Here is a 26,056-nt window from a genome sequence, read left to right on the forward strand (position 1 = left end):
CGGACATGGCATCCGGTGCGGCGGGAGATCGGTATCGGTGTTGATGGTGCAACGACCTTACTGTGAAGGCCACTTGCGCATCACGTGAACGGATAAGCTCGCTTTTGGGGCTGTTCCTTGGGGGGGGAACACAGATTGTTCCGGGGGGAAGGCGAGCGTCCATGTCCGATGCCGAGCAGCACAAGCCGTTCGAGGGCCGCGCCCTGTTGGTCGTCTCGACGAACTACGCACCGGAGCTGACGGGCATCGGCCCGTACGCCGCACAGCTCGCCGAACACTGGGCCGTGGCCGGGGCCGACACGCACGTACTGACCGGAATGCCGCACTACCCGTCCTGGCGGACCGACCCGGAGTACCGGGGTGTGTGGCGGGTCGCCGAGAAGCGGGCCGGGGTCACCGTGCACCGGCGAAGACACTATGTGCCGACCCGTCAGACCGCCCTGCGCAGAGCCGCGTTCGAGGCGACGGTGCTCGGTCACGGTCTGCTGTCGCCGCCCGCCGCGCGCCCGCCGGACGCGGTGGTCTCCCAGATGCCCAGTCTCGCCGGCGGTGTCATCGGTGCCCGGCTGGCCGCCCGCCACCGCGTCCCGTACATACCGGTCGTGCAGGACCTGATGGGCGCCGCCGCCGCGCAGAGCGGCATCCGGGGCGGGGACAGGGCGGCAGCCGTCGCCTCGGCCGCCGAACGGTATGCGCTGCGCTCCGCGGCCCTCGTCGGCGTGATCCACGAGAGCTTCGTGCCCCGCGTCACCGCGTACGGAGTGGACCCGGGGCGCATCCGTACCGTGCCCAACTGGTCGCATGTGCGGGCGCCCTCCGCCGACCGGGCCGGCACCCGGGCGCGACTGGGCTGGAGCGAGGGCACCCCGGTGGTCCTGCACTCCGGGAACATGGGGCTCAAGCAGGGCCTGGAGGTCCTCGTCGACGCGGCCCGGCTCGCCCCGGAGATCCGCGTGGTGCTCATGGGGGACGGGAATCAGCGCGAGGCGCTGCTGGGGCGTGCCGCGGGCCTGCGCAACCTCGACATCCTGCCCCCGGCCGACGCGGCCGATTTCACGGACATCCTCGCCGCCGCCGACGTGCTCGCGGTGACGCAGCGGGCATCCGTCCTCGACATGAGCGTCCCGTCCAAACTCACCTCCTACTTCGTCTCGGGCCGGCCCGTCGTGGCCTCGGTCGCCGACGGGGGAGGCACCGCACAGGAGGTCCAACGGTCCGGCGCCGGGCTCCTCGTCGCCCCGGAGGACCCCGCGGCCCTGCTGTCGGCCGTACGGAAGCTCGTCGAGGCGCCGGCCGGGGCGGACGCGCTCGGGGCCAACGGACCGCAGTACGCCGCACGTCACCTGAGCCGCGAGGCGGGCCTGGCCCGCTTCGACGCCCTGCTCACCGAGGTCCTCGCGGACGCACAAGGGAGACCACGTCGATGAACCAGCCGATCCGCGCCCTGGAGGACCAGGACGAACCCGCGCTGCTGAGGGACCAGTTCCGCCAGCTCCTGCGCTACCGGGCCCTGCTCGTCTCCGGCGTGGTCGTCGGGCTCCTCGGCGGCGGCTGGCTCGCCCTGAGCGGCGAGGAGAGCTACACGTCGACGGGCGAGGTCGTCGTGCGCTCCGCCGCCTCGGACCCCTTCGCCGCCGGTGCCTCCGCCGACAAGGGCATCAACATCGGCTCGGAGAGGCAGACCGCCGTCAGCGACACCGTGGGCACCCTGGCCGTCGCCACCCTGGCCAGACAGGGGGACCGGGTGGAGGTCCGGCCGCTGCTGTCCGGCCTCCAGGTCACCAACCCGCCGAACACCCTCGTGCTCCGCTTCTCCTACACCGGCCGCACCCCCGCGCTGGCGAAGGACCGGGCCCAGGCACTCGCCGACGCCTATCTGGAGATTCGCAGACAGCGCACCGAGGACAGCATCGCCAACATGGTCGAGGGCTACCGCGCCCAGCTGAATCCGCTCACCACGCAGCGCGACCAGCTGGCGCAGCAGGCCACCGGGAGCGACGACGTGACCAGCGCGCGGGCCAACCTCGTGGTCGCGATCTCCGAACTCAGCCGGAAGATCTCCGAGTTGCACGCGCTGGACACCACGCCCGGATACCTGACGAAGAAACCCGTCGCCCCCAGCGGGCCCACCGGCGCCGGACTGCCCCTGCTGCTGGGGCTCGGCGGTGTCGTCGGCCTCGCGCTGGGACTGCTTCTGTCCTGGGTGCGCCTGGTCTTCGACCCGGCCGTGCGCTCCACCCGGGAACTGGTCCGCTCACTCGGCGCGCCCCTGCTCGGCACCCTGCCCAGGGAGCGCGCGTCCGCCGGGACGCTGCTGGCCATCGGGCGGAGCGGCAGCCGGCTCGCCGAGGAGTACCGCGCGGTGGCCTTCCGGCTCGCCTACGATCCTTCGTTCGCCCAGCGCCGCAGGCTCCTGGTCACGGCCCCGCGCGGGGACGGCGCCGGGGCGGCCGCCGCCGCGGCCAACCTGGCCGCGGCCTTCGCCGAGATGGGACGTGACGTCATCCTGGTCGAGGCCGATCTGCGTACCCCCGCGCTGGCCAGGGACCTGGGCCCGGCGGTGCAGGGTTACCGGCCCCGCTGGGCGACCCGGGGCGAACGGGCCTGGCCGTCGGAGAGCCGGATGAACGTGGACGTACCCGGGGCGGGTGCCTTCACCCTGATAGCGGGCCGGCGCACGGACAATGTGCCGCGTGCCTTGACGTCGGCGCCCGTCGGCGTGATCGTCGCCGAGGGCGACCGGCCCGGCGCCGTCGTCATCGTGCTGGCCCCGCCCGTGCTGTCGTACGCCGACGCCGTCGCACTGATCGACCGGGTGGAGGGCGTCGTGGTGGTCTGCGACCCGCGCGAGGTGCGCCGCAGCGACCTGGAGCGGATCCGGGAGATCATCGGGGCGGCGGGCGGCACCGTACTCGGCGCCCTGCTGCACCCCGGCCGGAGCCGCCACGAGCGCCGGGCCCTCAGGAAGGCCGCCAAGCGCCACATGGGCGGTGGACGTCCGGGCCGGGGGAGCGGAGCGGGCAGCGGGCCGGCGCACACCGGTGACCCCGCCGAGACGCTGGGACTGCGCCCCTACGACTCCACCGCCGGACACAGATGAGGGCACGGACCGCGATCGTCTGCTCGGTCGCGGACCAGGGGGTGGCCGCGCTCACCAACATCCTGGTGCTGGTGACGGCCGCCCGGCTCTCCACCGTGGCCGACTTCGCCCGCTTCTCGGCGGTCTACCTCGTCTTCACGGTGCTTCTGGGCGTGTCCGGCGCCTACACCGGGCAGCCGCTCGTGCTGCGGCGCGGCGGGAGCGATGAGGTGCGCGGCGCCTGCCGGTCGGCGGTCGTCTTCACCCTGCTCGCGGCGGCGGTGCTCGGCGCCCTGGTGGCCGGAGTCTGTCTGCTGCTGCCGGGAGCCACCGCGCACGCCCTGATGGCGCTGGGACTCGTCCTGCCCGTCGTCCTGGGCCAGGACACCATGCGGTACGTCTTCTCCACCCTGCACCTGCCGCACCTGGCGCTGGCGGGCGACGTGCTCAGACTGGTCTGTGTGCTGGGCGCGCTGGCCGTCCAGCCGCACGGCGCCCCGGCCGCCCGGCTCGTCATCGTCTGGGGGCTTTCCACACTGCCGGCCCTGCTGCTGTCGGCCGCCCTGTTGCACCGCAGGGTGGCCGGAACGCCCCTGCGGCTGAGGGTCCTGTTGCGGCGAGGCCATCTGGGGCGACGCTTCGTGGTGGAGTTCGCGGTGGGCAATGCCACTGGACAGTTCTCCGTGCTCGGTCTCGGCGCGGTCGGCAACCCCTTGGTGGTCGGTGCCCTGCGCGGCGCGACCACCCTCTTCGGACCGCTGAACGTGCTGTTCACCTCGGCCACCGGCTTCGGACCGCCCCTGCTGGGAAGGCTCGCCGACGAACGGCGCAGGGTACGGGCCGTGGTGACGCTCGCGGCCGTCCTGGCGGCCACCGCCGCTTCTTGGGCCACCGCACTGGCCCTGCTGCCCGGCGGAGCCGGACGCCACCTGCTCGGCGACACCTGGCCCATGGCGGCCGCCCTCCTCCCGGCGACCGGCAGCCAGTACGCGGCGATGGCCGTCGGCACCTGCGGACTGCTGGCCCTGCGCATGCTCGACCCGCGCACCACCCTCTCCATCCAGGTGGTCTTCTCGCTCGCCGCAGTCGCCTTCCTCATCGGCGGCTATGTGCTCGGCGGGGTGCCGGGTGCGGCCTGGGGTCTGTGCCTGGGCTCCGTGTGCAAGGCGGTGGCCACCTGGACCAGGGTGGCCGGGCTGACGCGCCGCACCGCCGTCGAACGGGCACCGCTCAGCGCGGACGCCGCCCGTCCTGGCTCCGGAAGCTTGTGACCAGCAGCAGACAGAGCGCCGCGACGGCCGGCTTCCCCGCCGCCTGCAACAGCGGCCCGCGCAACAGAATGAAGGTGTACCCGGCGATCAGCGGCGCGATGACGGCGAGCACACTGCCGGGTCCCGGACCGTCGCGGGAGACGGCCCGCGCGTACCGCCGGTCGGTACGGGCGGCGACGTACCCGATCAGCGCGAAGGCACCGGCCATGCCCGGCGCACCGAAGTCGACCCAGAGTTCGGTCCACAGCGGTGCCGACAGGTTGGTCATGCTCATCCCCATCCACTGACCGACGCGCACCCCCGTGTCCTCCGGCTTGCCGCTCCACACCGAACGGGGCACGAAGAAGAGGCCGGAGCCCGCCAGTTGACGCCCGTACGTGTGGCCGCGGGTTTCGACCCAGGTGATGGTGTTGGCGAACATCACCGTCTGGTCGTAGTCCTTGGTGGCCAGCGGCTCGAACACCGACGACGAATCCACCGGCCGGTACCCGGCGCTGTCGTAGCGGAAGCGGTCCGCGTACGGGAACAGCACCAGGGCTCCGACCACCCCCATGGCCAGTACCGAGCGGTACATCGCCGCGCTGCTGGGGAACGCGGTGAACAGCAGCGAGACCAGTACCGTCAGGAACCAGTAACGGGCGTTGGAGACCGGGTTGTTGACGATCGCGTTGAGCCCGATCAGCCCGGCCCAGACCAGCACCGTCGACGGGGAGCGCCGGGCCCTGCGCGAGGTCACGAGGCGACGGGTGAAGAAGAGCAGCGCGAGCAACGCGGGTACCGTACCGAAGCCCTTGAGGAAGGCCGATCCCACATTGGACTGACCCGACACCACCCCGCTCGCCGCGACCGACGCACTGATCTCCTGGCGGCTGGTGAAGAAGACGGCGGGCCCGCCGAGCTTCAGGACGTAGTAGCCGCTCGCCGCGAACGCCAGCAGCACCAGCAGCCTGAGCCGCCCCCGGTGGGCGACGGCTGGACCGCTCCCGGAGCGCGCGGCGACCCGTCGGCGCAGCGGTCGCCGGGACGCCAGCAGAGCCCCCAGGTCGAACGCGGCACAGCCCACCAGGATCAGCGCGACGGCCGTCACCAGATCCGACCGCGGCCCGACCATCGGCGTCGGTGTCTGCCCGATGACGGCCTGGGCGAACGGCGCCACCCCCATCGCGATGTAGACGAACATCCAGAAGATGCCCTGGAGCAGCCGCCGCCGGGTCGAGAGGACCATGGTCGCGAGCCGGGCCCCCGCATAACAGGTCAGCACGAGCTGGAGCCAGTACGCGGTGTCCCGGACGCCCGTGCCCGGCTGCGCGGCGATCACCGCGGGCAGGAAGCAGACCAGGGCGAGGATGAGAGGTACGGCCAGGGCGCGCGAGAGCATCGCCCACGACATGGGGTTCGCCGGCGGATGGACCGGCTCTCGCGGGCCGTGCTCCGGTACGGGCGCGGACGACACCGCCTCGTGCACGGACGTCATGTGCTCCCCGTTTCCGTGGACCTGTGAACACTCTAACGAATCAACCCACTTGGGGTGTTTGGATGACTAGTCTGTGAGGGTCGGCCGAGGTCGAGGGGAACCCTGGTGAAGATCCTGCACGTGGTCACGCTGCACACCCCGGACCATGCGTTCGGTGGCCCGACAAGGGTGGCGCTCAACCTGTCGAAGGTCCAGCGGGCCGCCGGTGACGACGCCAGGATCATGGCGCTGGGCGACGGCTTCGAGGGGCCCCTCCCGCGCGAGGTCGAGGGAGTGCCGGCCCATCTCTTCCGGGCCCGCCATCTGCTCCCCGCATTCGAGGTCAGCGGAATCACCTCCGGTGCGCTCCTGCACACCGCGCGCCGCATGATGCGCGGCGCCGACCTCGTCCACGTCCATCTGATGCGCGACCTGGTGACACTGCCCGCCGCGCTGCTCGCACTGGCCTCCGGCACACCCCTGGTCGTGCAGACGCACGGCATGGTGGACCCCACCGAGAACCGGGTCGCCCGGCTGACCGATCTGCTGGGGGTGCGCAAGGTGCTGCGCAGGGCCGATGCCGTACTGCACCTCACCGAGACGGAACGCCTCGATGTGAACGCCGTCGCCGCGCCGGTCCCGCTGACCCGCACGGTTCGGCTGGTCAACGGCGTACGCCCGCAGGAGATCAAGCCCACCCGGGAGCCGGGGCGGCCGCCGACGGTCCTCTTCCTCGCCCGGATCCAGGAGCGCAAGCGCCCGGAGGACTTCGTCGCCGCGATGCCGGCGGTCCTGGCCGAGCACCCGGACGCCCGCTTCGTGCTGGCCGGTCCCGACACCGGCGCGCTGCCCGCGACCCTTGAACTCGCCCGCAGGCTGGGGGTGATGGGGTCGCTCGACCATGTGGGGCCGCTCGGGCACGAAGAGGTCCTGGCGGCGGGGCGGCGCGCCGACGTGTACGTACTGCCGTCGATCGAGGAGCCCCTGGGCGTGTCCGTCCTCGAAGCGATGTCGGTCGGCACCCCCGTGGTCATCACCCGCACCTGCGGACTCGGCCCCGATGTGGCGCGCGCGGGCGCGGGCCGGGTGATCGACAGCCGGGTCGGCGAGGACGGGAAGAACGCCCTCAAGGTCGCCGCCGCCGTCCTGGAACTCCTCGAACCGGAGGCCAACACCCGGGCGGGCAGGGCGGCTTGGGGCATGGTCAATGAGGACTTCACCATCGGGGCCGTGACCGCGACCCTCCGGTGGACCTACGAGGACGTGGTCCGCCGGAGCGGCCGACAGGTCAAACGGTCCTTCCCTCACGGGACTTGAGCGCGATCTGCCAGCGGTAGAAGCTCATCGCCAGCGCGAAGTCGAACCCCGCCCGCCCGTCGAGGAACCCCAGCCGGTACACATACATGTAGGCGAACGACACCAGGGGCTTGAACGGTGCCTTGTGGAACAGCTGCCCCTGGCGCGATTTCACCCTGCGCACCTGCTCCTTGACCTCGGGGTGGTGCTCCAGCCACGCCTCCCAGTCCGAGTAGCGGTTGTGCCGCTCGAACCAGGCGGTGACCGGGTCGAGATCCTGGTGCTCGATCGGATTGCGGAGCGATCCGGCCGATGCGGCGACCGGCTGGTAGTGGCCCTCGACCTCGCCGATTCCCGGCGCGTCGAGATCCCCCACCTCCGGGTACCGGCAGCGGGTGCGGTCGGTCAGCGACCGCTTGCGGATGGTGTAGCCGTGCCGCAGCCGCTTCCCGGAGAACCAGTAGCCGAGCGGAATGTCGTACGCGGCGGGCCTCGGCGCGCCGGGGTCGGCGAAGATCCGGCGCAGTTCGGCCAGCAGACCGGGACCGATCCGCTCGTCCCCGTCGAGCAGCAGAATCCAGTCCAGGTCCGTGCGGACATGGTCCAGACACCACTGCTTCTTGCGCGGATGACCGCCGTCCCAGGTGTACGTGATCACCTCGGCCCCGCAGTCCTCGGCGATCTCCGCCGTGTCGTCGGTGCTGTGCGAGTCGACGACGACCACCGCCTCGAAATGGCCGAGCACCGACTTCACCGCCTCGGCGATGTTGAGCCCCTCGTTCTTCGTGGGGATCACCACGGCTATCGGCAGCTTGCTCATCCGAGGTCTCCTTCGGGCAGCCAGGCGTAGCAGCCTGTGGAGGTGAAGGCGCGGGCCTCCCGGGGGACGGTGATCGTGGCCCGCTTCCCGGCGGGGGCGGAGCCGGAGACCAGGGGCCTGCCGTCCGCCCCGGTGATCTGCCAGGTACAGCTCCCGGTGGGGGAGACGTCGTGGTAGCGGCCCGGCCGGAGCCGCCCGTCCTTGTGCGTGCCGTCCGCGTAGCCCCGGGCGGCCTCCCGCAGCAGGTCCCTGTGCCGGGTGCAGAGGTGCTCGACGGCGGGCTCCGCATCGGCGATCTCGCCGGTCACGATCGCGCCGACCGCCACGTCCCGGTCGGCCTTCACCAGGAATCCCAGCCTGTCGCAGGTCTCCTGACCGGTCTGGAGCACGGCTGCCGGGTCCATGCCCCTGGGCACCCGGTCGACCAGATAGTCCTTCTGCTTCCTGGTGAACGAGCCGGTGGCCGGGGTGAGTTCATCGGAGGGAAGCTTCGGCGGCTCGCTCGTGCGCGGAGCCGAGGGGCCACCGGACGCGGTGGTGCCGGGCCCGGCCGACGGGGCGGTGAGCGGGGCCCGTTCCGCCGACGGCCCGGCGCCGCTCGCCCCCTTGTCCCCCTCGGAGGACGAGCCGCAGGCGGCCAGCGCCGCCGTCAGTGCGACGACGGCGGCGCCGGCCCGGAACGGATGCCTCATCCAGCTGTCCTCAGCGCGTAGTGAGCACTGACCTGCGCGCTGCTCAGCGCGGTCGGGTAGACGGCGGTCTCGTCGAGCTGCCCGGCGAAGAAATCGCTCGTCGGCCTGCTGGGCCAGCCGTTCAGGTTGTCCCCGCCCACTCGCCAGTAGCCGTCGTACTTCTCGTTGCCGGTGTACAGGGCGGTCGAGGCGCGGAGCTTCCCGTCGACGTACAGCGCCATGCCGCCGGAGCCCTGCGTGGCGACGACGTGGTGCCAGGCGCCGTTGTTGTAGGCGGCGGGTGTGGTGATGGTCCGGGCACTGCCGCTCTTCACGCCGAAGACCAGCCGGCCGTCGTCGCGCATGTACACGTGCTTGTCGTACTGGGTGCTGTTCTGCATGGTCAGACTGCCGAAGCCGATGATCTTCCCTCCCTTGGTGGTCGTCGTCCTGATCCAGGTCTCCACCGAGAATTTGGCCGGCTGCGGATGGCGCTTGTTGCTGTAGACGTACTGGTTCGAACCGTTCAGGCCGACCGCGGTCGAGGGTCCGGTGACAGCGGCCGGGGTCACCCGCCGGGCGGGGGAGTTGCGTGCGAAGCCGTTGTCCCGCCCGGCGCCGGTGTCTCCCGCGAAGGTCGAGGCGTCGTCGTACCGCCAGTAGAGCGAAGCACCGTCCGCGAGGACCTTGGCGGGATACTTCTCGGCCGCGGATGCCACGGTCGCGGAGACGGCGGTCGACTTGGCGCTGGTGTTGGTGCCGTCGCTCGCACTGATCCGGTACGAGTGGGTCTCGCCCGCGGCCACGTCCGTGTCGGTCCACCTCAGCTGCGGCCGGTCCCAGAACACTGAGCGCCCCGTCGTGGTGTGCACCGGGGTGCTCGCGCCGTCCCGGTAGATCCGGTAGGTGAGTTCACCGTCGTCGGTGTCGAAGCTCGCCTGCCAGTTGACCTCCACCTTGCCCGCGGCGACCGTGGACAGGCTGACGTTCGGCACCCACGGAGCCCCGGTGTCGGGACCGTCGGCGAACCGGGTCAGGCCCTGCTGGGCCGAGCCGTTGACGGTGGTGAACTCGCCGCCGACCCACAGATAGTGGTGGCCGCCCTTGTCGGCCTGGGCCATCACCCGCGGCCCGACCGGCTCCCCGATCCCGTCGTTGGTGTCCGGGAACCAGGGGAGCAGTTTCGGATCGTCGACGGACTGGGCCAGCAGATGCTTGCGCGGCTGGTTCGGGAACTCGCCCATGGTGGCGCAGTCATGGGCGTGACTGCCGCTGTACAGCACGCCGTTGTGCACGAGCACGGTCTGGGTGGCGCCGAGGCAGGTGTCCCGCCAGCGCTGCTCGAAGTTGCTCAGGTTCAGTGCGATCCGGCCGTCGAAGACACCCCCTCCGGTGCCCTCGTTGGCGGTGTAGAAGCCGGTGGCGTCCGTGGCCAGGTCCTTCACCGTGGAGGTGTTGGGAATGAACCCGGCCGGATAGCTCTTGGCCACGGCCCCCGTGGTGGCGTCCACGACCGCCAGTGCGTGCGACGTGGTGCCGTTGACCTTGAAGAAGTCACCGCCGATCAGTACGTGCTTGCGGTCGGGCGTCAGCTCGACGGCCCGGCCCACCTCGTCCGTGTTGGCCTTCCACGGTTTCAGCGCGGCGCCCGTGGTGACGGCGGCGAACTTGTTCCTGGTCTGTCCGGCCACCGAGTTGAAGTCACCGCCCAGGTACACGGTGTCGGCGGTGACGGCGAGCGCCCGTACCGTCGCGGAGACGGCGACCTTGAAGTTCTGGCGAGGGGTGCAGGTGGCGGTGTCGATCGCGGCGAAATTGCTCACCCCGACGCCGCTCACCGAACCGAACTTCCCTCCGACGTACAGGGTCTTCTGGTCCGGGGAGAGTGCCAGGGCCCGCACGGTCGCCGTGCCGGACGAGAGTGTGAACGACAGGCTGCAGCCGGTCGGCGCACCGGTCGCGGCGTCGAAGGCGGCGAAGTTCACCGCCGGCCGTTCCGAGGTGCCGGCTGCCGCGTCCCGCGGCCGGACGGTGGAGAAGGTGCCGCCGGTGTAGACGACGCCGGCGTCCGATCCGGCCATCGACCAGACGATGCCGTTGGTCTGCCAGGTGGTGAGGTCGTCCGCGGTCAGGGAGACCGGCGGGGTGAGGGCCGTGGCCGGGGAGCCCCCCGACGCGGCGGCGGTCAGCGCTCCGGCGAGCAGGCAGAGCGCGGCGGCAGCGGCACGTAGCCGGCCGCGGCCGGAGCGCCTGCGCCCCGTGGTTCCGTTCATCATTCAGCTCCGAAGGTGAGAACGAGCTGCGGCCGGCAGGCCGCGGCGCCCGGCTCCACCGGGGTTGCGGTGGAGTCGGTTGTCGTATCGGTCCCGGGCGATCTCATCGGTCCACCCGCACGGCCGCTCCGGCGAGTTGGTCGGACAGCTGGCGGATGTCCGCCTCGACCATGATCCTGGCGAGCTCCCGCGACCGCACGACCGGTTTCCAGCCGAGCAGTTCCTCGGCCTTGGTGGCGTCCCCGATCAAGGCGTCGACCTCGCTGGGGCGTTCGTACTTGGCGTCGTGGCGGACGTGTTCGCGCCAGTCCAGGCCCGCGTGGGCGAAGGCGTACTCCAGGAACTGCCGGACGCTGACGCCCTCGCCGGTGGCCACCACGTAGTCGTCCGGGTCATCGCACTGGAGCATCCGCCACATCGCGTCGACGTACTCGGGGGCGTACCCCCAGTCTCGTACGGCATCGAGGTTGCCCAGGTGGAGATGGGTCTGCAGGCCCGCCTTGATCCTGGCCACCCCGCGAGTGATCTTCCGGGTCACGAAGGTCTCGCCGCGGCGCGGGGACTCGTGGTTGAAGAGGATCCCGTTGACCGCGAACATGCCATAGGCCTCGCGGTAGTTGACGGTGGACCAGTACGAGTAGACCTTGGCGACGCTGTACGGGCTCCGCGGATGGAACGGGGTCCGCTCGTTCTGCGGCGGCGGGGTGGCGCCGAACATCTCGGACGACGACGCCTGGTAGACACGGGTGTCGATGCCGCTCGCGCGGACCGCCTCCAGCAGCCGGATGGTGCCGAGACCGGTGATGTCACCCGTGTACAGCGGAGCGTCGAACGAGACGCGGACGTGCGACTGCGCGCCCAGGTTGTAGACCTCGTCCGGCCGGATGTCGCGCAGCAGATTCACCAGCGCGACACCGTCGGCGAGGTCGGCATGGTGCAGCAGAAACGAACGGTTCTCCTCCTCCGGCCCCTGGTATATGTGGTCTATGCGTTCGGTGTTGAAGCTCGACGAGCGGCGTATCAGTCCATGGACCGTGTACCCCTTGTCGAGCAGCAGCTCGGACAGGTACGAACCGTCCTGTCCGGTCACGCCGGTGATGAGCGCGGTCTTCGCCACGACTCCCCCTTCTCTGGTCACCTCAGTGGCTGTTGTTCCGCACCGAATACTTCCCGCCGAATTATCTGAACTGAGCTGTCTGCGGTAAGACATCACCGCGGGCTGCGGGTGCTGGCAGAATCCGGCCCATGACGACTGATCTCCCCGGCCCTTCCCAGGAATCCGTCCGCCCCTTCCTGCGATCCGGTGCGCGCATCTTCGTCGCGGGCCACCGCGGCCTGGTCGGATCGGCGGTGGTGCGCCGCCTCACCGCCGAGGGGCACGAGGTGATCACCCGTGATCGCGACCACCTCGATCTGCGCGATGCCGCGCGGACCGAGGCGTTTCTCCGTGAGGTCCGTCCGGACGCCGTGGTGCTGGCCGCCGCCAAGGTCGGCGGGATCATGGCCAACCACACGTATCCGGTGCAGTTCCTCGAAGACAATCTGCGCATCCAGCTGAGCGTCGTCGCCGGGGCGCACGCGGCCGGGGTCGAGCGGTTGCTCTTCCTCGGCTCGTCCTGTATCTACCCCAGGATCGCCCCGCAGCCGATCCCCGAAAGCGCCCTGCTCACCGGCCCGTTGGAGCCGACCAATGAGGCGTACGCGCTGGCCAAGATCGCCGGAATCGTGCAGACCCGGTCCTACCGCCGGCAGTACGGCGCCTCGTACATCAGCGCCATGCCCACCAACCTCTACGGTCCGGGCGACAACTTCGACCCGGAGACCTCGCACGTACTGCCCGCGCTGATCCGTCGCTTCCACGAGGCGCGCCGGGACGGCTCGTCCGAGGTCACGCTCTGGGGCTCCGGGAGCCCCCGCCGGGAATTCCTGCACGTCGACGATCTCGCCGCCGCGTGCCTCCTGCTGCTGGAGCGCTACGACGGTGACGAGCCGGTCAACATCGGCTGCGGGAGCGATCTGACGATCCGTGAACTGGCCACCATTGTCCGGGATGTGACGGAGTTTCAGGGAAACGTCGGATGGGACACGGCGAAACCCGACGGCACTCCGCGCAAGCTGCTCGACGTCTCCCGGCTCACCGCTCTCGGCTTCGTGCCGCGGATCGCGCTGCGTGACGGGATCGCCCGGACCTACGCATGGTGGCTGGAGCGGCAGACCGCGCAGGTCTGAGCGGGCCCGGCGGGCCGACCGGTACGGGCCGGCCGCGCACGGCCGGAGCGTTCGCGCTCCTCCCATCGACGGCCGCCGCTCTCAGTACGCCCCGCGGCCGTCGGTGACGGCGCGCAGCGTACGGGCCATGAGTCCCACGTCCGTGGCCACCGACCAGTTGTCGACGTACCACAGGTCGAGCGAGACCGTCTCCTGCCAGGACAGGTCCGAGCGGCCGCTGACCTGCCACAGACCGGTCAGTCCCGGTTTCACCGTGAGCCGCCGGAGCTCGCGCTCGTCGTAGCGGGACACCTCCTCCGGTAACGGAGGGCGTGGACCGACCAGTGACATGTCGCCGCGGAGCACATTGAGCAGCTGCGGGAGCTCGTCGAGCGAGGACCGGCGCAGCAGACGGCCGATTCCGGTCACCCGGGGATCGCGGCGCATCTTGAACATCGGGCCGTCGATCTCGTTCGCGGCGACGAGCCGCTGCTTGTGGCTCTCCGCGTCGACCACCATGGTGCGGAACTTCCACATCGTGAATGGCCGGTTGTGCTGCCCGTGGCGGATCTGGCGGTGGAACACCGGCCCGGCGGAGCCGAGCCGTACCGCCGCGCCGATCAGGATCAGCAGGGGTGCCAGGACCAGCAGGCCGAGGGCGGCACCGAAGCGGTCCACGACGGCCTTCAGAGCGGGCTGCGGCCCCCGGCGCAGGGGTGGTGCGATGTGCAGCAGGGTGAGCCCCGCCGCCGCTGTGGGCCGCACCCGGTCGGCCGCTATGCCCGAGAGCCCCGGCAGCACGGACAGCGAGAGCCCGCCGTCGTGCAGCCCCCGGGTGAGCCGGCACAGCCGCTCCTCGGAGAGCCGGGGCCCGGGAACCACCAGCGCCAGGTCCGCCTCCTGGGCGAAGGCCCCGCCCAGCACGGTCGACACGTCGTCGTCGGCCGGAGCCGGTGCGAGCCGGCCCGGCACCGGAACCCCGCACTCCAGCGGTGCGGTCCCGACCGGGACCGCGGCCACGACCGCGTACGGATGGTCCGCACGGGACGCGAGCATCCGGACGGCGCGGTCCACCCCCGGCGCCTCGCCGACCACCAGCACCCGCCGGACGGCCCGTTGCCGGCGTCCTGGCCACGGCAGCCGCCGCAGAGCCTGCGCCGCGATGCCGGCCGGCAGGCCGGGCAGCAGTGCCACGACCGCCTCCGCGGGATCGGCCGATCCGCCGGTGATGGTGCTCAGCACGGCGAGCACACCTATGAGGAGCAGCCAGTCCCCGGTTGTGCTCAGCACCCCCGGCGGTCCGCCCGGGGGCCGGTCCGCGTACCGGCCGCGCACGGCCCGCAGGCCGGACCACGCCAGTGCGGCCACGGCCACGGCCGCGGCCACCGCGGTCCGGGACTGCTCGCCGACGCGCAGGACGAGCCATGCCGGAACCCCGAGGCCGAGGAGCTCGGCGCCGACGACGACCGGTATGCACCGGGCCGTCCTTCTCTTCGCGGCGGCCGACCCGGAACGTTCGCGCTGTGCGCTCGGCGCCCTCCACAATGCGTCGAGTTCGTTGCTACGAGGCCGATCCGCAACAGACCGCGGACGTGGCGCTCCCGCCAGTCCCACGGGTGCTGATCTGTCCGAATCGGGTAGCTCGACATGCCCCATGAACCCCCCAGTCACAGTTGCATCGTCACAAACGGGGCGCATCCGCCGATCTCATGGACTGACGGATGCGCCCTCGCTCGGTGCACGATATCCACACACGTGCCATTTCGCTGGAGTTCTCGTGAAGTTCAGACATGCGCACTGACTCGGATCTCGTCCCGTTCCGCGCCGGATCTCTTGGTCTGCGGCCAATTGTTGGCATTTGAAATGCACCTGAATCGGGTTGTGTGCGGACATGTGCGCCGGCAACTGCTCGGCCTGCCCACCAGGTTCGTCCGCGACGACGTGCTGTCGGGAGACCTTCCCCGGCCAACAAACGAGCAAGTGGGCAGTCGGTGACGGCCGTTGGCCGAATTGTTTCGGTGTGTTGTGCCGACGCGGGAGTGCGCCGGGGGCGGTGACGGAGGGGCGCGTGGTGCTCAGCCGCCGTCGAGTTCATCCTCGGGCCGGGGCGGCCATGCGGCCGCCGCCCTTCCCGGCGCCAGGTGATCCACCACTTCGGCCAGTTCCTCGCAGGCGCGTTCGATCCTGTGCCGGATATTGCTCTGCTCGGTCACCAGCGCCGCGAGCAGCAGCGCGATCAGGGCCACGCAGCCGTTGAGCACGGTGAGGTTGACCATCACGTGAAGGATGGTATGGCCCTCGAACGGACCCACCCTCTGCGTTCCCGCGATCACTGCCAGGACGGACACCAGGAGGGCGCAGGGCGCGCTCCCCGCCAGCCGGAATCGCAGGGCGGCCCAGACGACCAGGGGGAACACCAGGTAGAGCATCGCCAATGAGCTGCGGGTCGCCACCAGTGAGACCGTGACGGAGACGATCAGCAGCGCGCTCGCCTCGATCCACCGGTCGGTGGTCCGCGGCATCCGCAGCCTGCGCAGCACGAGCAGCAGTGGGGTGACCACGAGCACCCCCATCGCGTCCCCCGACCACCATGCCGCCCAGACCGGCCAGAACCCGCTCAGGGGCAGTTTGCCGTCCAGCAGCAGCATGCCTGTGCCCACGGTCGCGCTGATGACCATCCCGGCCAGCGCGCCGAGGAAGACCAGCATGACTCCGTCGCGCAGCCGGTCCAGCTCCGTGTGGAAACCGGCCCTGCGGAGTATGAGATACGCGCAGACGGGCGCCACGGTGTTGCCCGCCACGACGGCGAAGGCGGAGGGCGTGACCGAGCCGCTGAGCGTGGCGACGACGAGCAGGGCGCCCAGCGCGATACCGGGCCAGGCGCTCAGGCCCAGGTAGAGCAGGGCGCCCAGCGCGATGCCTGTCGGCGGCCAGAGCGGTGTGACGACCGCGCCGTGGACGGACACCTCCCGGATGAGGCCGAGCCCTCCGGCCGCGTAGTAGGCAGCGGCGACGGCCAGGGCACGCAGTACGGCCACGGCCGTACGTCTGGTTCTCTCGCTGCGGATCACGCATCTCATCAGACACCGCCCGGACGGGTGGCGGCTGTTTGACACGCCTACGGCCTGTCCGGCAGATCAGGGCCGGTCGGGGGCGGCCCCGTGACGTACCACGAGGACGGCGGCGTCGTCCTGGTGCCCGGTCTGCTCCGCCGCCCGCAGCACCGCGTCGGCCAGCTCGCCGGCGTCGGCGCCGACCTGTGCGAGCACCAGCCGCGTCACCGCGTCCAGACCTCGGTCGATCGGGAACGAAGGACCCTCGACCACCCCGTCCGTGACCAGGACGAACGCGCCCGGAGCCGTCAGCTGCCGCCGGGTGACCGGATAGCGCTCGCCCGCCTGGATCCCCAGGGGCAGCCCGCCCTCGTCACTGGTCACGCCGGAACGGCCGTCGGCCGTGGCCCACACCGCGGCGACATGCCCGGCGCGGGCACTGTGCAGTTCCCGGGTGTCCGGGTCGAGGCGGACGAACGTACAGGTCGCGAAGAGGCCGGAGCCCGCCGAGACCAGCAGGTCGTTGGTCCGGCCCACGACCTCGCCGGGGTCCGTGGCGGTGGCGGCGATCGCCCGCATGGCGATGCGGATCTGGCCCATGAACGCGGCGGCCTCGACGTCGTGGCCCTGTACGTCCCCGATGGCGAAGGCCAGCGCACCGTCCGGCAGTACGAATCCGTCGTACCAGTCGCCACCGATGTCCAGCCCGCTGCGGGCCGGTGTGTACCGGGCGGCGGTCTGGAGGCCGGGACGGGCGGGCAGCGCCGCGGGGAGCATCTCGCGCTGGAGCGCCTCGGCCAGTTCCACCCGCGCCTGATGGAGCTCCACCTCGCGGCGGGCCCGGGAGGTGAGCTGTTGCAGCGTGGTGAGCAACTCCTCGGCGCTCGCCGAACGGGGAGGACGACGCCGGTTCATGGGCCGCTCCGCACTGCGTTCGTCCGCGCGGCGCAACACAGGGACTGCCGCGGCGGCGCCGACGGACCGGATCCCGGTGCGACGGCCGGCCGTCGCCCGCCTTCGGTGGAATTCGACATCCCGCATCCTATTTCGGCGGTGTGATCTCCGCAGGACGAGCCGGAACGGGCGAACCCGCCGGAGCGGGTGGATGCTGGTGGCAGGACCGCGTCGAGGCGGCGCATCGCGACCGGACGCGGTCGCAGGAGGTGCGCGATGACCCGCACGCTGGAGTGGAGGCTCCGTCTCGGTCTGACCGAGGACGACGGGACGACCAGGGCGGAGGCGGTGCTGGACACCGGTTCCGCACAGCTCACGGGACACGGGGTCGCCCGGTGCAACCCGCAGGACGTGGACGTACCCGTCATCGGCGACGAACTCGCGGCGAGCAGAGCCATGAAGGACGTCGCCGCACAGTTGATGAAGGCCGCCGACGAGGAACTGGAGACCGTGGGCGCCGGACCCGCGAGCGGCCCCGTGGCCCCGCCCTACGCATGGTCCGACACCACGGCCTGATCCCCGGGGAGCGCAGATGACCCGCATATCGATGACGGTGGACGGCACACGGTACGAGGACGAGGTCGAGCCCCGACTGCTGCTGGTCCACTACCTCAGGGACCACCTGGGCCTCACCGGCACCCCGGTCGGCTGCGACACCAGCAACTGCGGGGCATGCACCGTCGAACTCGACGGCGACAGCGTCAAGAGCTGCTCCGTGCTGGCCGTACAGGCCGATGGCGGGGAGGTGACGACCGTCCAGGGACTCGCTTCCGGCGGCGAGTGGACACCGCTGCAGACAGCGTTCCACGAGCAGCACGCGCTGCAGTGCGGCTACTGCACGCCCGGCATGATCATGGCGGCCCGCGACCTGCTCAAGGAGAACCCCGATCCTGCGCCCGAGGAGATCCGCCACGGGCTGGAGGGCAACCTCTGCCGCTGCACCGGCTACCAGAACATCGTGCGCGCCGTCCTGGCCGCCGCCGCCGAGGAGCGTCGTTGCCGGGCCCCCACGCCCCGGCCCACGGAAGCCGGCCGGTCGGACGGGCAACGACCCGCGGCCCCGGTCACCGCCCGGCAGGAGGCACGGACATGACCGGTCCGGTCACCACCGGGAAGCCACGCCCCGAGGTCGGCCGCTCCCGGACCCGCAAGGAGGACGCCCGGCTCGTCACCGGCCGCACCACCTGGACCGACAACATCACGGTGCCGGGCCTGCTGCACCTGGCGATCCTGCGCAGCCCCATGGCCCACGCCGGCCTCGCGCCCAGCCGCGTCCTGCGCGATCTGCGGTACGCCGCCGGGGGCTGGGAGGCCGCCACCATCCGCATGCTGCCCACCGGGAAGGTCGAGGTCACCTATGCTGCGCACCTTCCTCGACCGCTGGGGGCAGCGCTCCTGCGCACGGGGAGCGGTGATGGTCGTCCTCTCCGACGGCTGGGAGCGCGCGGACCCCGCACTGCTCGCCGCCCAGATGCGCCGACTGCACCGGCTGGCGCATCGCGTGGTCTGGGCCAACCCCCGCAAGGCGCAGCCCGGTTACGCACCGCTCGCGGCGGGCATGGCGGCGGCGCTGCCGCACGTGGACGCGTTCGTCGAAGGGCACAGTCTGGCGGCCCTGGAACATCTGGCCGCAGTGGTGCGGGGGGTGGCTTCCGATGCGTGAGATCCTGCCGGTGCTCGGCCGCTGGTACGCCGCCGGGGAGCCGTTCGGGCTCGCCACCGTCGTCGCGGTCAGCCGCAGCGCGCCGCGCGGCCCCGGCGCGGCGATGGCCGTGGGCCCGGACGACGAGGTCGTGGGCAGCGTCTCCGGCGGCTGCGTCGAGGGCGCGGTCTTCGAACTGGCCAAGGAAGTCGTGGAGACCGGCCGGGCCCGGCTGGAGACCTTCGGATACAGCGACGAGGACGCCTTCGCCGTCGGACTCACCTGCGGCGGCGAGATCACCCTCCTGGTACGCCCGGTGACGTCGGCGAGCGACCCCGCCTTCGGCGAGGTCGCCGCATCGGTCGCCGGGCACCGCCCGGTGGTGGTCGCCACCGTGACCGACGGACCCGCCCCGCGCGGCGCCGCCCTCGCGGTTCGGCCGGACACCGTCTCGGGGTCCCTGGGCGCGAGCGGCCTCGACGCCGCGGTGACCGCCGACGCACGCGGGGAACTCGCCCGTGGGGCAACGGGACTGCGGCACTACGGCCCGAACGGCGAACGGCGCGAGGACGATGTCGCCGTGTTCCTCCAGTCGTTCGCCCCGCCGCCCCGGATGCTGGTCTTCGGCGCGATCGACTTCGCGGCGGCGGTGGCCGGGATCGGCGCGTTCCTCGGATACCGGGTCACCGTCTGCGACGCCCGCCCCGCCTTCGCCGACCCGCGCCGCTTCCCCGACGGCGCGGAGGTCGTCGTCGACTGGCCGCACCGGTATCTGCGCGACACGGAGACCGACGGGCGGACCGTGATGTGCGTACTCACCCACGACCCCAAGTTCGACGTCCCGCTGCTGGAGGTGGCGTTGCGCACCCCGGCCGCGTACATCGGTGTGATGGGCAGCCGCCGGACCCACGAGGACCGCATGGCCCGGCTGCGCGAGACGGGGCTCGGCGAAGCGGAACTGGCGCGGCTGCGATCCCCCATCGGCCTCGACCTCGGGGCGCGCACCCCCGAGGAGGTGGCCGTCTCCATCGCCGCGGAGATCGTGGCCCTGCGCTGGGGCGGCACGGGCAGCCCGCTCACCGAGAAGGCCGGGGCGATCCACCGCCCGCGGCTCGGATCCGGGTGACCGCGCCGGCCCCATGACCCTGCGGTCTTCGTGACCGCTGTGATTCGTGAGAGGAGCGGACCATGCAGCTGCAGAACTCATTCACCGTGCCGGTCCCGGTCGACGAGGCCTGGCGGGAACTGCTCGACATCGAACACGTCTCGCAGTGCATGCCGGGCGCGACCGTGGAGGAGTTCGACGGTGACACCGTCAAGGGCTCCGTGAAGGTGCGGGTGGGACCGATCACCGTGACGTACCGGGGCACGGCGACCTTCCTGGAGAAGGACGACGCGGCCCATCGCATGGTCCTGTCCGCCCGGGGCAGCGAAGTACGCGGCCAGGGCACGGCGAGCGCGACGGTGACCGCCGCACTGACCGGCCACGACGGCGGGACGACCGTCTCGGTGACCACCGACCTCACCGTCACCGGACGGTCGGCCCAGTTCGGCCGCGGGGTCATGAGCGATGTGAGCGACGGACTCGTCGGCCGGTTCGCCGACTGCCTCGCGCAACGGCTCTCGGCCGCACAACCGTCCGCATCGGCACAGTCCGCCGACGACGCGGCGGACACCTCGCCGACGGGCGGGGCCGAGCCGATCGATCTGCTGCGCACGGCGGGCGGACAGGTGGCCAGGCGTGCCGCGGGGGCGGTGGCCGTGGCCGCACTCGCCGTGCTGGCCGTGCTGCTCGCCCGGCGCTGCTGCCGCTGCGGCGGCGCGTGCCGCACGTGTCACACCGGATGACGGCCGCCGGAGCCGTAGCGTTGCGCTCGGTGATCCTGCTGTGCCGGTCCCGCCCGGACCCTGCGACCGGCTTCCAGACCGGCCGTGGCAGGCCGATCGGGTTGGGGAACGGCAGCAGCTTCGCCCCCAGCACCTGCCGGGTCGGCAGCTCCAGGGCGGCGAGCAGTTCGTCCGCCGCGCTCTCGGCGAGGGGGCACAGCAGCCGCGCGGCCAGCCGGTCGGTGGTGTCCTCGACGAGCTCCCGTTCCCGGTGACCGCGCGGCGTGGCATCCGACTCCGCGTCGATCAGGCCGCGGGAGCGAAGCCGTTCCTCGGCGTCCGCCCACTCCGCCTCGCTCCAGCCGCGGTCGAGCCGGATGCCCTCGCGCGGGACACGGTCCGTGGCGGCGGCGAGAACGAGCGCCTCGGGCGCGTCGAGACCGTGGTCGGCGAGCGCGGAGACGTGCGCATCGCCCCGGAACTCCCGCAGTGTGGTGGTGAGTTGCCACAGGCTCTGACGCTCCGCGTCGCCTCCCTCCTCCGCCTTGGAGTCGCACGCACCAGACCGCGTCCGCTTTTCCGATCCGAGGTCACCCGACAGCCTCTCAGCCGCCGGTGCCGAAGTGCCGCTCCACGATCGACGCGGCATCGGTGCCGCGCGGCAGGATGCCGTACTGATGGCCACGGGCCTCGCCGAGCCGGGCGGCCAGGAACGCCTCGGCCGACGCCGCGGGAGCGTGACGGAGCATCAGCGAGGCCTGCAGGGCCAGCGCCATGCCCTCGACCGACGCTCGGGCGCGGGTCTGCGCCGCCAGCGGGTCGCGCAGGTCCTCGGCGAGCTCCTGGCGGACCCGGCGGACGTGTGCGTCCAGCACGGAACTGGCACCGGCCGTGGTCTCCAGCTCGGCCCAGAAGGCGTCCAGCGACTGCGGTGTTCTTCCGATGCCCCGCAGCACATCGAGGGCGATGACGTTGCCGGACCCCTCCCACACCGCCATCACCGGCTGCTCGCGGTAGCGCCGGGCCAGCGGCCAGTCCTCGGTGTAGCCGTTGCCGCCCAGGCACTCCAGCGCCTCGTAGGCGTGGTGCGGGCCGCGCTTGCAGATCCAGTACTTGGACACCGCGGTGGCCAGCCGGCGGAACATCTCCTCGGACTCGCCGCTGCCGCTCTCGTACGCGTGGGCCAGGCGCAGCGAGGTCCAGGTCGCGGCCTCCGTCTCCAGCGCCAGGTCGGCGAGGACCGCAGTCATGGCCGGCTGGTCGGCCAGCCGGGCACCGAAGGCGCTGCGGTGCCGGGCGTGCCAGATCGCCTCCGACACCGACTGGCGCATGCCCGCGGTGGTACCGAGCACACAGTCGAGCCGGGTGTGGTTGACCATCTCGATGATGGTCGGGACACCGCGGCCGGGCTCGCCGACCCGTACCGCCCAGGTGCCGTCGAACTCCACCTCGGAGGAGGCGTTCGACTTGTTGCCGAGCTTGTTCTTCAGCCGCTGGATACGGACGGTGTTGCGGGTGCCGTCGGCCAGTACCCGCGGCACGAGGAAGCAGGTGAGTCCGGCCTCGGCCTGGGCCAGCACCAGGAAGGCGTCCGACTGCGGGGCGGAGAAGAACCACTTGTGGCCGGTCAGCAGATGGGCCCGGCCGTCGGGGTCGGAGCCCAGCGGGACGGCCCGCGTGGTGTTGGCGCGCACGTCGGAGCCGCCCTGCTTCTCCGTCATCCCCATGCCGAAGGTCAGCCCGGACTTGAGGTCCGGGGCGATCAGGCGGGGGTCGTACGAGCGGCTGAGCAGGCCCGGCAGCCAGTCCCGGCCCACCTCCGGATCGCGCTGCAGGACCGGGACCACGGCATGCGACATGGACATCGGGCAGGCGTGGCCGGGCTCGATCTGGGCGAACAGCATGAACGACGCCGCCCGCGCCACCGCCGCTCCGGGCTTCGGGTCGGCCCAGCCCGCGGTGTGCGTGCCGTGGCTCACGGCCGCGCCGATGATCTCGTGGTACGCGGGGTGGAAGTCGATCTCGTCGACGCGGTTGCCGTACCGGTCGTGGGTGCGCAGGGCGGGCGGCGAGGCGTGGGCGAGCTCCGTGGCGGTCTGGAAGCGCTCGGAACCGACCAGGGTGCCGATCTCGTGCAGCTCCGGTTCGTGCCAGGCCGCGCCGAAGGTGCGGACGGCCTCGGCGAGCGGCAGGTTGGTGCCGTACTCGTCGAGGTCCTTCCGGGGCGGTGCCTGGTTGGTGACCTCGTGGGTGGGGTGCGGCGCGGGGGCTGCGGGTGGCAGGCCGGTCCGGTGCTGGGTGACGGTCATGGCGGGTGGTCCTGTCCTGGGTCGGCGGTCGGCGGTCGGCGGTCGGGGCGGCGGGGGAAGCGGTGGGGCGGGACGGGCGGCTCGTGTTCAGGCGCCTTCGGCGCCGACCGCTCTGAGGCACAGCGCGGTGATGCTCTCCACGACCGGTTCGGGGTCGGTCCGCGCACCGACCGGGGAGAGCGGCCCGAGCAGTGCCTCGCCGACCGCCCCGATCACGGCGGCGGCCGACAACTGGGCGTTCTGCGGGGGAAGTTCACCTGAGGAGATACCGGCGACGATGACCGTCTCGGCGAGGATGTGGTAGCCGCGCCGGTAGGTGAGCCGCTCCTCCTCGACGAGCGGATCGACCGGTTCGGCCAGCAGCGCCCAGGCCGTACGGGGGCTGCGCAGCGCGCGGTACGAGAAGACCTCGACGAGCGCGCGCAGCTGCTCGGTGACGCCGCTGTGTGCCTGCACCGCCTCCTGTACCGCGCTGAGCTCATGGCCCGCGACATGCCGGAAGACCGCGGCGAGCAGCTCCTGCTTGGAGGCGAAGTGGTTGTACACGCTGCCGGTGGCGACGCCGGCCCGCCGGGCGAGCGCGGAGATGCTGGCCGCCGGGTACCCGCCCTCGGCGAGCAGCTGCCGTGCCGCGTCGAGCAGCCGATCACGGTGGGCGATCCGGGTCGCTTCCGTACGGGCGGTGGGTCGGTAGGCCATGATCTGAACCCCGATTCATATCTTCTGTTGTCCAGCCAACCACTGTTGTTCTCCGGGTGCAATGGCCCGTCACGGAAGCGTCCGGCCCCGGTCAGGAATCGTCCGCGGCGGGCCCGAGCTCCTGCTCGGTCCACAGGGTCTTGCCGTCGGCGCTGTAGCGGGTGCCCCAGTGGGCGGCGAGCTGGGAGACGATGAACAGTCCGCGTCCGCCCTCGTCGACCGTGCGGGCATGGCGCAGATGGGGTGAGACCGGGCTGCTGTCGTGCACTTCGCAGGTGAGCGTGCGGTCCAGGATCAGCCGCAGCCGCAGGGGAGGGGTGCCGTAGCGGACTGCGTTGGTGACGAGCTCGCTCACGATGAGTTCGGTCGCCTCGATCGTCTCCTCGTCGAGGTGCCAGCCGTCGAGCCGGTCGCGCACGAGCGTGCGGGCCATGCCCGGCGTGGTCCGGTCCTGGAGCAGCTCCCAGGCCGCGACCCGGTCCGGCGGGACCACACCGGTCCGGGCGAGGAGCAGGGCGGCGCCCCCGGGGTGTGCGTCGGCCGGAAGGTTGTAGACCACGTCGTCGCACAGGTCCTGCAGGCTGCGGCCGGGGTCCGCGAAGGCCTCGCGCAGCCCCGCCGACTGCCGGCCCTCGGGCATGGGGGTGCCGGAGAAGAACGCCAGAACACTGCCTTCGTCGAGTGCGAAGGTGGCCGTGGCGACGGGGGCGCTGTCGCCGGAGAAGAGCCGGGGACCCTCGGGCACGTCCAGGGGCTTCGTGGTGCCGTCGGGGGCGACGAGGCCCGGTGTCGCGTCCCCCGCCCGCGCGATGGTGCAGGTGCCGGCGAACGGGTCGTGGACGGCGTACATGCAGGTTGCCGACAGGGACTGCCCGAGCAGCCGGTCCCCCGGCGGCAGCGCCGCCCGTTCCCCGGCGAGGCGGTCGGCGGTTTCGGCCAGCCGGGCGAGCACCTCGTCGGGTTCCAGGTCGAGTCCGGCCAGCGCGTGGATGGCGGTCCGCAACTGGCCCATGGTGATGGCCGTCTGGAGCCCCGGCCCCTCGACGGCACCGACGATCAGGGCGGTGCGGGCGCCGGAGAGGCCGATGGTGTCGAACCAGGAGCCGCTGTTGCGTCCGGGCAGCAGGACATGGGCGGTCTCCACGGCGACGTGGTCACTGTCGTGCTGCGGAAGGAGCCTGCGCTGGACCGTCGAAGCGATCACGTGGTCGCGCTCGTACTGCCGCGCGTTGTCGATGCTGAGGGCGACATGGGCGGCGGCCGTCAGCGTCAGCGGGAGATCGTTCTCCTCGAAGGGCTCCGACTCCCGGCACCGGTAGAGACTCACCAGGCCGAGGATCGCGCCGTGCAGTTTCAGCGGGACCACGATCATGGAGTGGGCCCCGATCGCCTCGATCAGCCGCGTGCTGGCGGGGGCCGTGTCCAGCCAGGGCGTCCGCGCGGTGATCCGGACCAGCCGGGGCCGCAGGTCCGAAACGGCCAGGGCGTAGGGCGTACGGGCGGGCAGCCGGCGCATCTCGCCGACCAGGCCGTCCCGGTGACCGTCGGCACCGAGACCCCGGAGGGCCGCGCGGCGCAGCGGGACATCGTGTCCCAGCGGCCCCATCGGCGGATCCGATCCCCGCAGGACCTCGTCCACCACCTCGACGACGGCGAAGTCGGCGAACACCGGCACCACGGATTCGACGAGCCCCTCGCAGGTGGCCGCCACATCGAGCGACCTGCCCACCCGGGTGCGCACCGCGGTCAGACACGCCGCCCGGGTGCGCGCCTTCTCCTCCTCGTCCACATCGACGACCGTGGCCAGCAGCCCGAGCGTCCGCCCCCGGGCGTCGTCCAGCCGGTGGACGGACACCTTGAGGCTGCGATCGGGGCCGGGCACGTCCATGAGCCGGCCGCGGACCACGAGGTCGCGCACGGTCACACCGCTCTCCAGCACTCCTCGCAGCACCCCCTCCGCCTCGTGCGGCCTCTCCAGCCAGTACGCGTCGGTGAAGTACTGCCCCGCGAGGCGCTCGGCGGGGACGGCGTCGGACAGGACGTTCGCCCGTATCACCCGCAACCGCGTGTCCAGCACATGCAGCCCCACGGCGGACTGGGCGAACAGGGTGTGCAGGATCGCCGCCGCCATACCGTCGGCCCCTGCCGGCTCGGGGACCGGTGCACCGGCGTCCGACACGGATTCACCCCCATCAGGCTGCGCCCGCCCGTCCGGGTCGGCAGGTCAGGGACAAGCGTCGGCGCACCGCGCGGACTCCGCCACCCGGGGAGCGGCGGACGGGGGAGCGCCGTCCGGCCGGTGCGCGCGACCGCACCGGCGTGCCACGGGCGCGACTCCCGCATTTCGCCCCGGGTTCACCGGCCGGTTCCGGAATGAAGAAATCCTCCTGGTGGCGGCCCGGGGGGCCGGCCCCAGACCACCACCACCCCACACAAAAGAGGACGACGCGTCCTTTCCCCCCCCCCTCCCCAACGGGCCGACCCCCAAAGTCCCACGGAGC

General features: G+C 71.9%; 20 protein-coding genes and 2 pseudogenes. 10 read left to right on the forward strand and 12 right to left on the reverse strand.

The features are described from left to right. Window positions 1–161: 161 nt before the first annotated feature. The 3 genes from ACFVX4_RS21865 to ACFVX4_RS21875 are packed head-to-tail and all read left to right on the forward strand — an operon-like array spanning window position 162 to window position 4,350. Window positions 162–1,427, forward strand: coding sequence for a glycosyltransferase (locus ACFVX4_RS21865; RefSeq protein ID WP_389979856.1), 1,266 nt, complete (start codon window positions 162–164; stop codon window positions 1,425–1,427). Continuing rightward, the gene (locus ACFVX4_RS21870; protein WP_389979859.1) at window positions 1,424–3,100 is read left to right on the forward strand and encodes a lipopolysaccharide biosynthesis protein; all 1,677 of its coding nucleotides are present in this window, start codon (window positions 1,424–1,426) and stop codon (window positions 3,098–3,100) included. Before ACFVX4_RS21865 ends, ACFVX4_RS21870 begins: the two co-directional genes overlap by 4 nt. After that, on the forward strand, window positions 3,097–4,350 hold the full coding sequence (locus tag ACFVX4_RS21875; protein ID WP_389979862.1) for a hypothetical protein: 1,254 nt from the start codon (window positions 3,097–3,099) through the stop codon (window positions 4,348–4,350). Before ACFVX4_RS21870 ends, ACFVX4_RS21875 begins: the two co-directional genes overlap by 4 nt. On the opposite strand, the gene ACFVX4_RS21880 is transcribed toward ACFVX4_RS21875, so the two are convergent. After that, a complete protein-coding gene (locus ACFVX4_RS21880; protein ID WP_389979865.1) occupies window positions 4,310–5,824 on the reverse strand; it encodes a hypothetical protein in 1,515 nt (504 codons plus the stop codon). The two genes, ACFVX4_RS21875 and ACFVX4_RS21880, sit on opposite strands and share 41 nt — an antisense overlap. Before the next feature lie 105 nt (window positions 5,825–5,929). On the opposite strand from ACFVX4_RS21880, the gene ACFVX4_RS21885 reads away from it, so the two are divergent. Beyond that, window positions 5,930–7,120, forward strand: coding sequence for a glycosyltransferase (locus ACFVX4_RS21885; protein WP_389979869.1), 1,191 nt, complete (start codon window positions 5,930–5,932; stop codon window positions 7,118–7,120). Here the strand turns inward: ACFVX4_RS21885 and ACFVX4_RS21890 are convergent. The 4 genes from ACFVX4_RS21890 to gmd form a co-directional block, all read right to left on the reverse strand. After that, the gene (locus ACFVX4_RS21890; RefSeq protein WP_389979873.1) at window positions 7,092–7,919 is read right to left on the reverse strand and encodes a glycosyltransferase family 2 protein; all 828 of its coding nucleotides are present in this window, start codon (window positions 7,917–7,919) and stop codon (window positions 7,092–7,094) included. The genes ACFVX4_RS21885 and ACFVX4_RS21890 overlap by 29 nt on opposite strands. Further along, window positions 7,916–8,611: a hypothetical protein gene (locus ACFVX4_RS21895; protein ID WP_389979876.1), complete on the reverse strand. Its 696-nt coding sequence runs from the start codon at window positions 8,609–8,611 to the stop codon at window positions 7,916–7,918. The genes ACFVX4_RS21890 and ACFVX4_RS21895 overlap by 4 nt, the downstream gene beginning before the upstream one ends. Continuing rightward, window positions 8,608–10,866, reverse strand: coding sequence for a LamG-like jellyroll fold domain-containing protein (locus ACFVX4_RS21900; protein ID WP_389979879.1), 2,259 nt, complete (start codon window positions 10,864–10,866; stop codon window positions 8,608–8,610). Before ACFVX4_RS21900 ends, ACFVX4_RS21895 begins: the two co-directional genes overlap by 4 nt. 100 nt (window positions 10,867–10,966) lie before the next feature. Beyond that, window positions 10,967–11,980, reverse strand: coding sequence for a GDP-mannose 4,6-dehydratase (gene gmd, locus ACFVX4_RS21905; RefSeq protein ID WP_266423691.1), 1,014 nt, complete (start codon window positions 11,978–11,980; stop codon window positions 10,967–10,969). Between the two features lie 128 nt (window positions 11,981–12,108). On the opposite strand from gmd, the gene ACFVX4_RS21910 reads away from it, so the two are divergent. Continuing rightward, complete coding sequence (locus tag ACFVX4_RS21910; RefSeq protein ID WP_389979882.1) at window positions 12,109–13,092, forward strand: GDP-L-fucose synthase family protein; 984 nt, start codon at window positions 12,109–12,111, stop codon at window positions 13,090–13,092. A gap of 81 nt (window positions 13,093–13,173) precedes the next feature. On the opposite strand, the gene ACFVX4_RS21915 is transcribed toward ACFVX4_RS21910, so the two are convergent. From ACFVX4_RS21915 to ACFVX4_RS21925, 3 genes are all read right to left on the reverse strand, one after another. Then, the gene (locus ACFVX4_RS21915) at window positions 13,174–14,727 is read right to left on the reverse strand and encodes an exopolysaccharide biosynthesis polyprenyl glycosylphosphotransferase (protein WP_389980018.1); all 1,554 of its coding nucleotides are present in this window, start codon (window positions 14,725–14,727) and stop codon (window positions 13,174–13,176) included. A 419-nt stretch (window positions 14,728–15,146) separates the two neighbouring features. Further along, on the reverse strand, window positions 15,147–16,142 hold the full coding sequence (locus ACFVX4_RS21920) for an MASE1 domain-containing protein (RefSeq protein ID WP_389979885.1): 996 nt from the start codon (window positions 16,140–16,142) through the stop codon (window positions 15,147–15,149). 66 nt (window positions 16,143–16,208) lie between these two features. Next, on the reverse strand, window positions 16,209–17,039 hold the full coding sequence (locus ACFVX4_RS21925; protein WP_389979888.1) for a PP2C family protein-serine/threonine phosphatase: 831 nt from the start codon (window positions 17,037–17,039) through the stop codon (window positions 16,209–16,211). A 255-nt stretch (window positions 17,040–17,294) separates the two neighbouring features. Between ACFVX4_RS21925 and ACFVX4_RS21930 the strand changes: the two genes are divergently transcribed. From ACFVX4_RS21930 to ACFVX4_RS21950, 5 genes and pseudogenes are all read left to right on the forward strand, one after another. Next, window positions 17,295–17,594, forward strand: coding sequence for a DUF1876 domain-containing protein (locus ACFVX4_RS21930; RefSeq protein ID WP_385323472.1), 300 nt, complete (start codon window positions 17,295–17,297; stop codon window positions 17,592–17,594). Window positions 17,595–17,610: 16 nt separating this feature from the next. Beyond that, entirely contained in the window at window positions 17,611–18,171 is a 561-nt protein-coding gene (locus tag ACFVX4_RS21935) for a (2Fe-2S)-binding protein (protein ID WP_389979891.1), read from the forward strand. 267 nt (window positions 18,172–18,438) lie between these two features. Next, a pseudogene (locus ACFVX4_RS21940) lies at window positions 18,439–18,741 on the forward strand (VWA domain-containing protein); the annotation flags it as partial. After that, window positions 18,734–19,846, forward strand: coding sequence for an XdhC family protein (locus tag ACFVX4_RS21945; RefSeq protein WP_389979894.1), 1,113 nt, complete (start codon window positions 18,734–18,736; stop codon window positions 19,844–19,846). The pseudogene ACFVX4_RS21940 and the gene ACFVX4_RS21945, both read left to right, overlap by 8 nt. 62 nt (window positions 19,847–19,908) lie before the next feature. Next, window positions 19,909–20,568, forward strand: a complete 660-nt coding sequence (locus tag ACFVX4_RS21950) for an SRPBCC family protein (protein ID WP_389979897.1) — start codon at window positions 19,909–19,911, stop codon at window positions 20,566–20,568. 121 nt (window positions 20,569–20,689) lie between these two features. Here ACFVX4_RS21950 and ACFVX4_RS21955 read toward each other — a convergent pair. The 4 genes and pseudogenes from ACFVX4_RS21955 to ACFVX4_RS21970 form a co-directional block, all read right to left on the reverse strand. After that, window positions 20,690–21,196 (reverse strand): annotated as a pseudogene (locus ACFVX4_RS21955) (hypothetical protein); the annotation flags it as partial. After that, window positions 21,153–22,856, reverse strand: a complete 1,704-nt coding sequence (locus tag ACFVX4_RS21960; RefSeq protein ID WP_389979900.1) for an acyl-CoA dehydrogenase family protein — start codon at window positions 22,854–22,856, stop codon at window positions 21,153–21,155. The pseudogene ACFVX4_RS21955 and the gene ACFVX4_RS21960, both read right to left, overlap by 44 nt. A gap of 87 nt (window positions 22,857–22,943) precedes the next feature. After that, entirely contained in the window at window positions 22,944–23,555 is a 612-nt protein-coding gene (locus tag ACFVX4_RS21965) for a TetR/AcrR family transcriptional regulator (protein ID WP_389979903.1), read from the reverse strand. 91 nt (window positions 23,556–23,646) lie between these two features. Continuing rightward, entirely contained in the window at window positions 23,647–25,734 is a 2,088-nt protein-coding gene (locus ACFVX4_RS21970) for a SpoIIE family protein phosphatase (RefSeq protein WP_389979906.1), read from the reverse strand. Between the last annotated feature and the right edge of the window lie 322 nt (window positions 25,735–26,056).

This window comes from Streptomyces sp. NPDC058240 (genome assembly GCF_042882135.1).
Classification (GTDB): Bacteria; Actinomycetota; Actinomycetes; order Streptomycetales; family Streptomycetaceae; genus Streptomyces.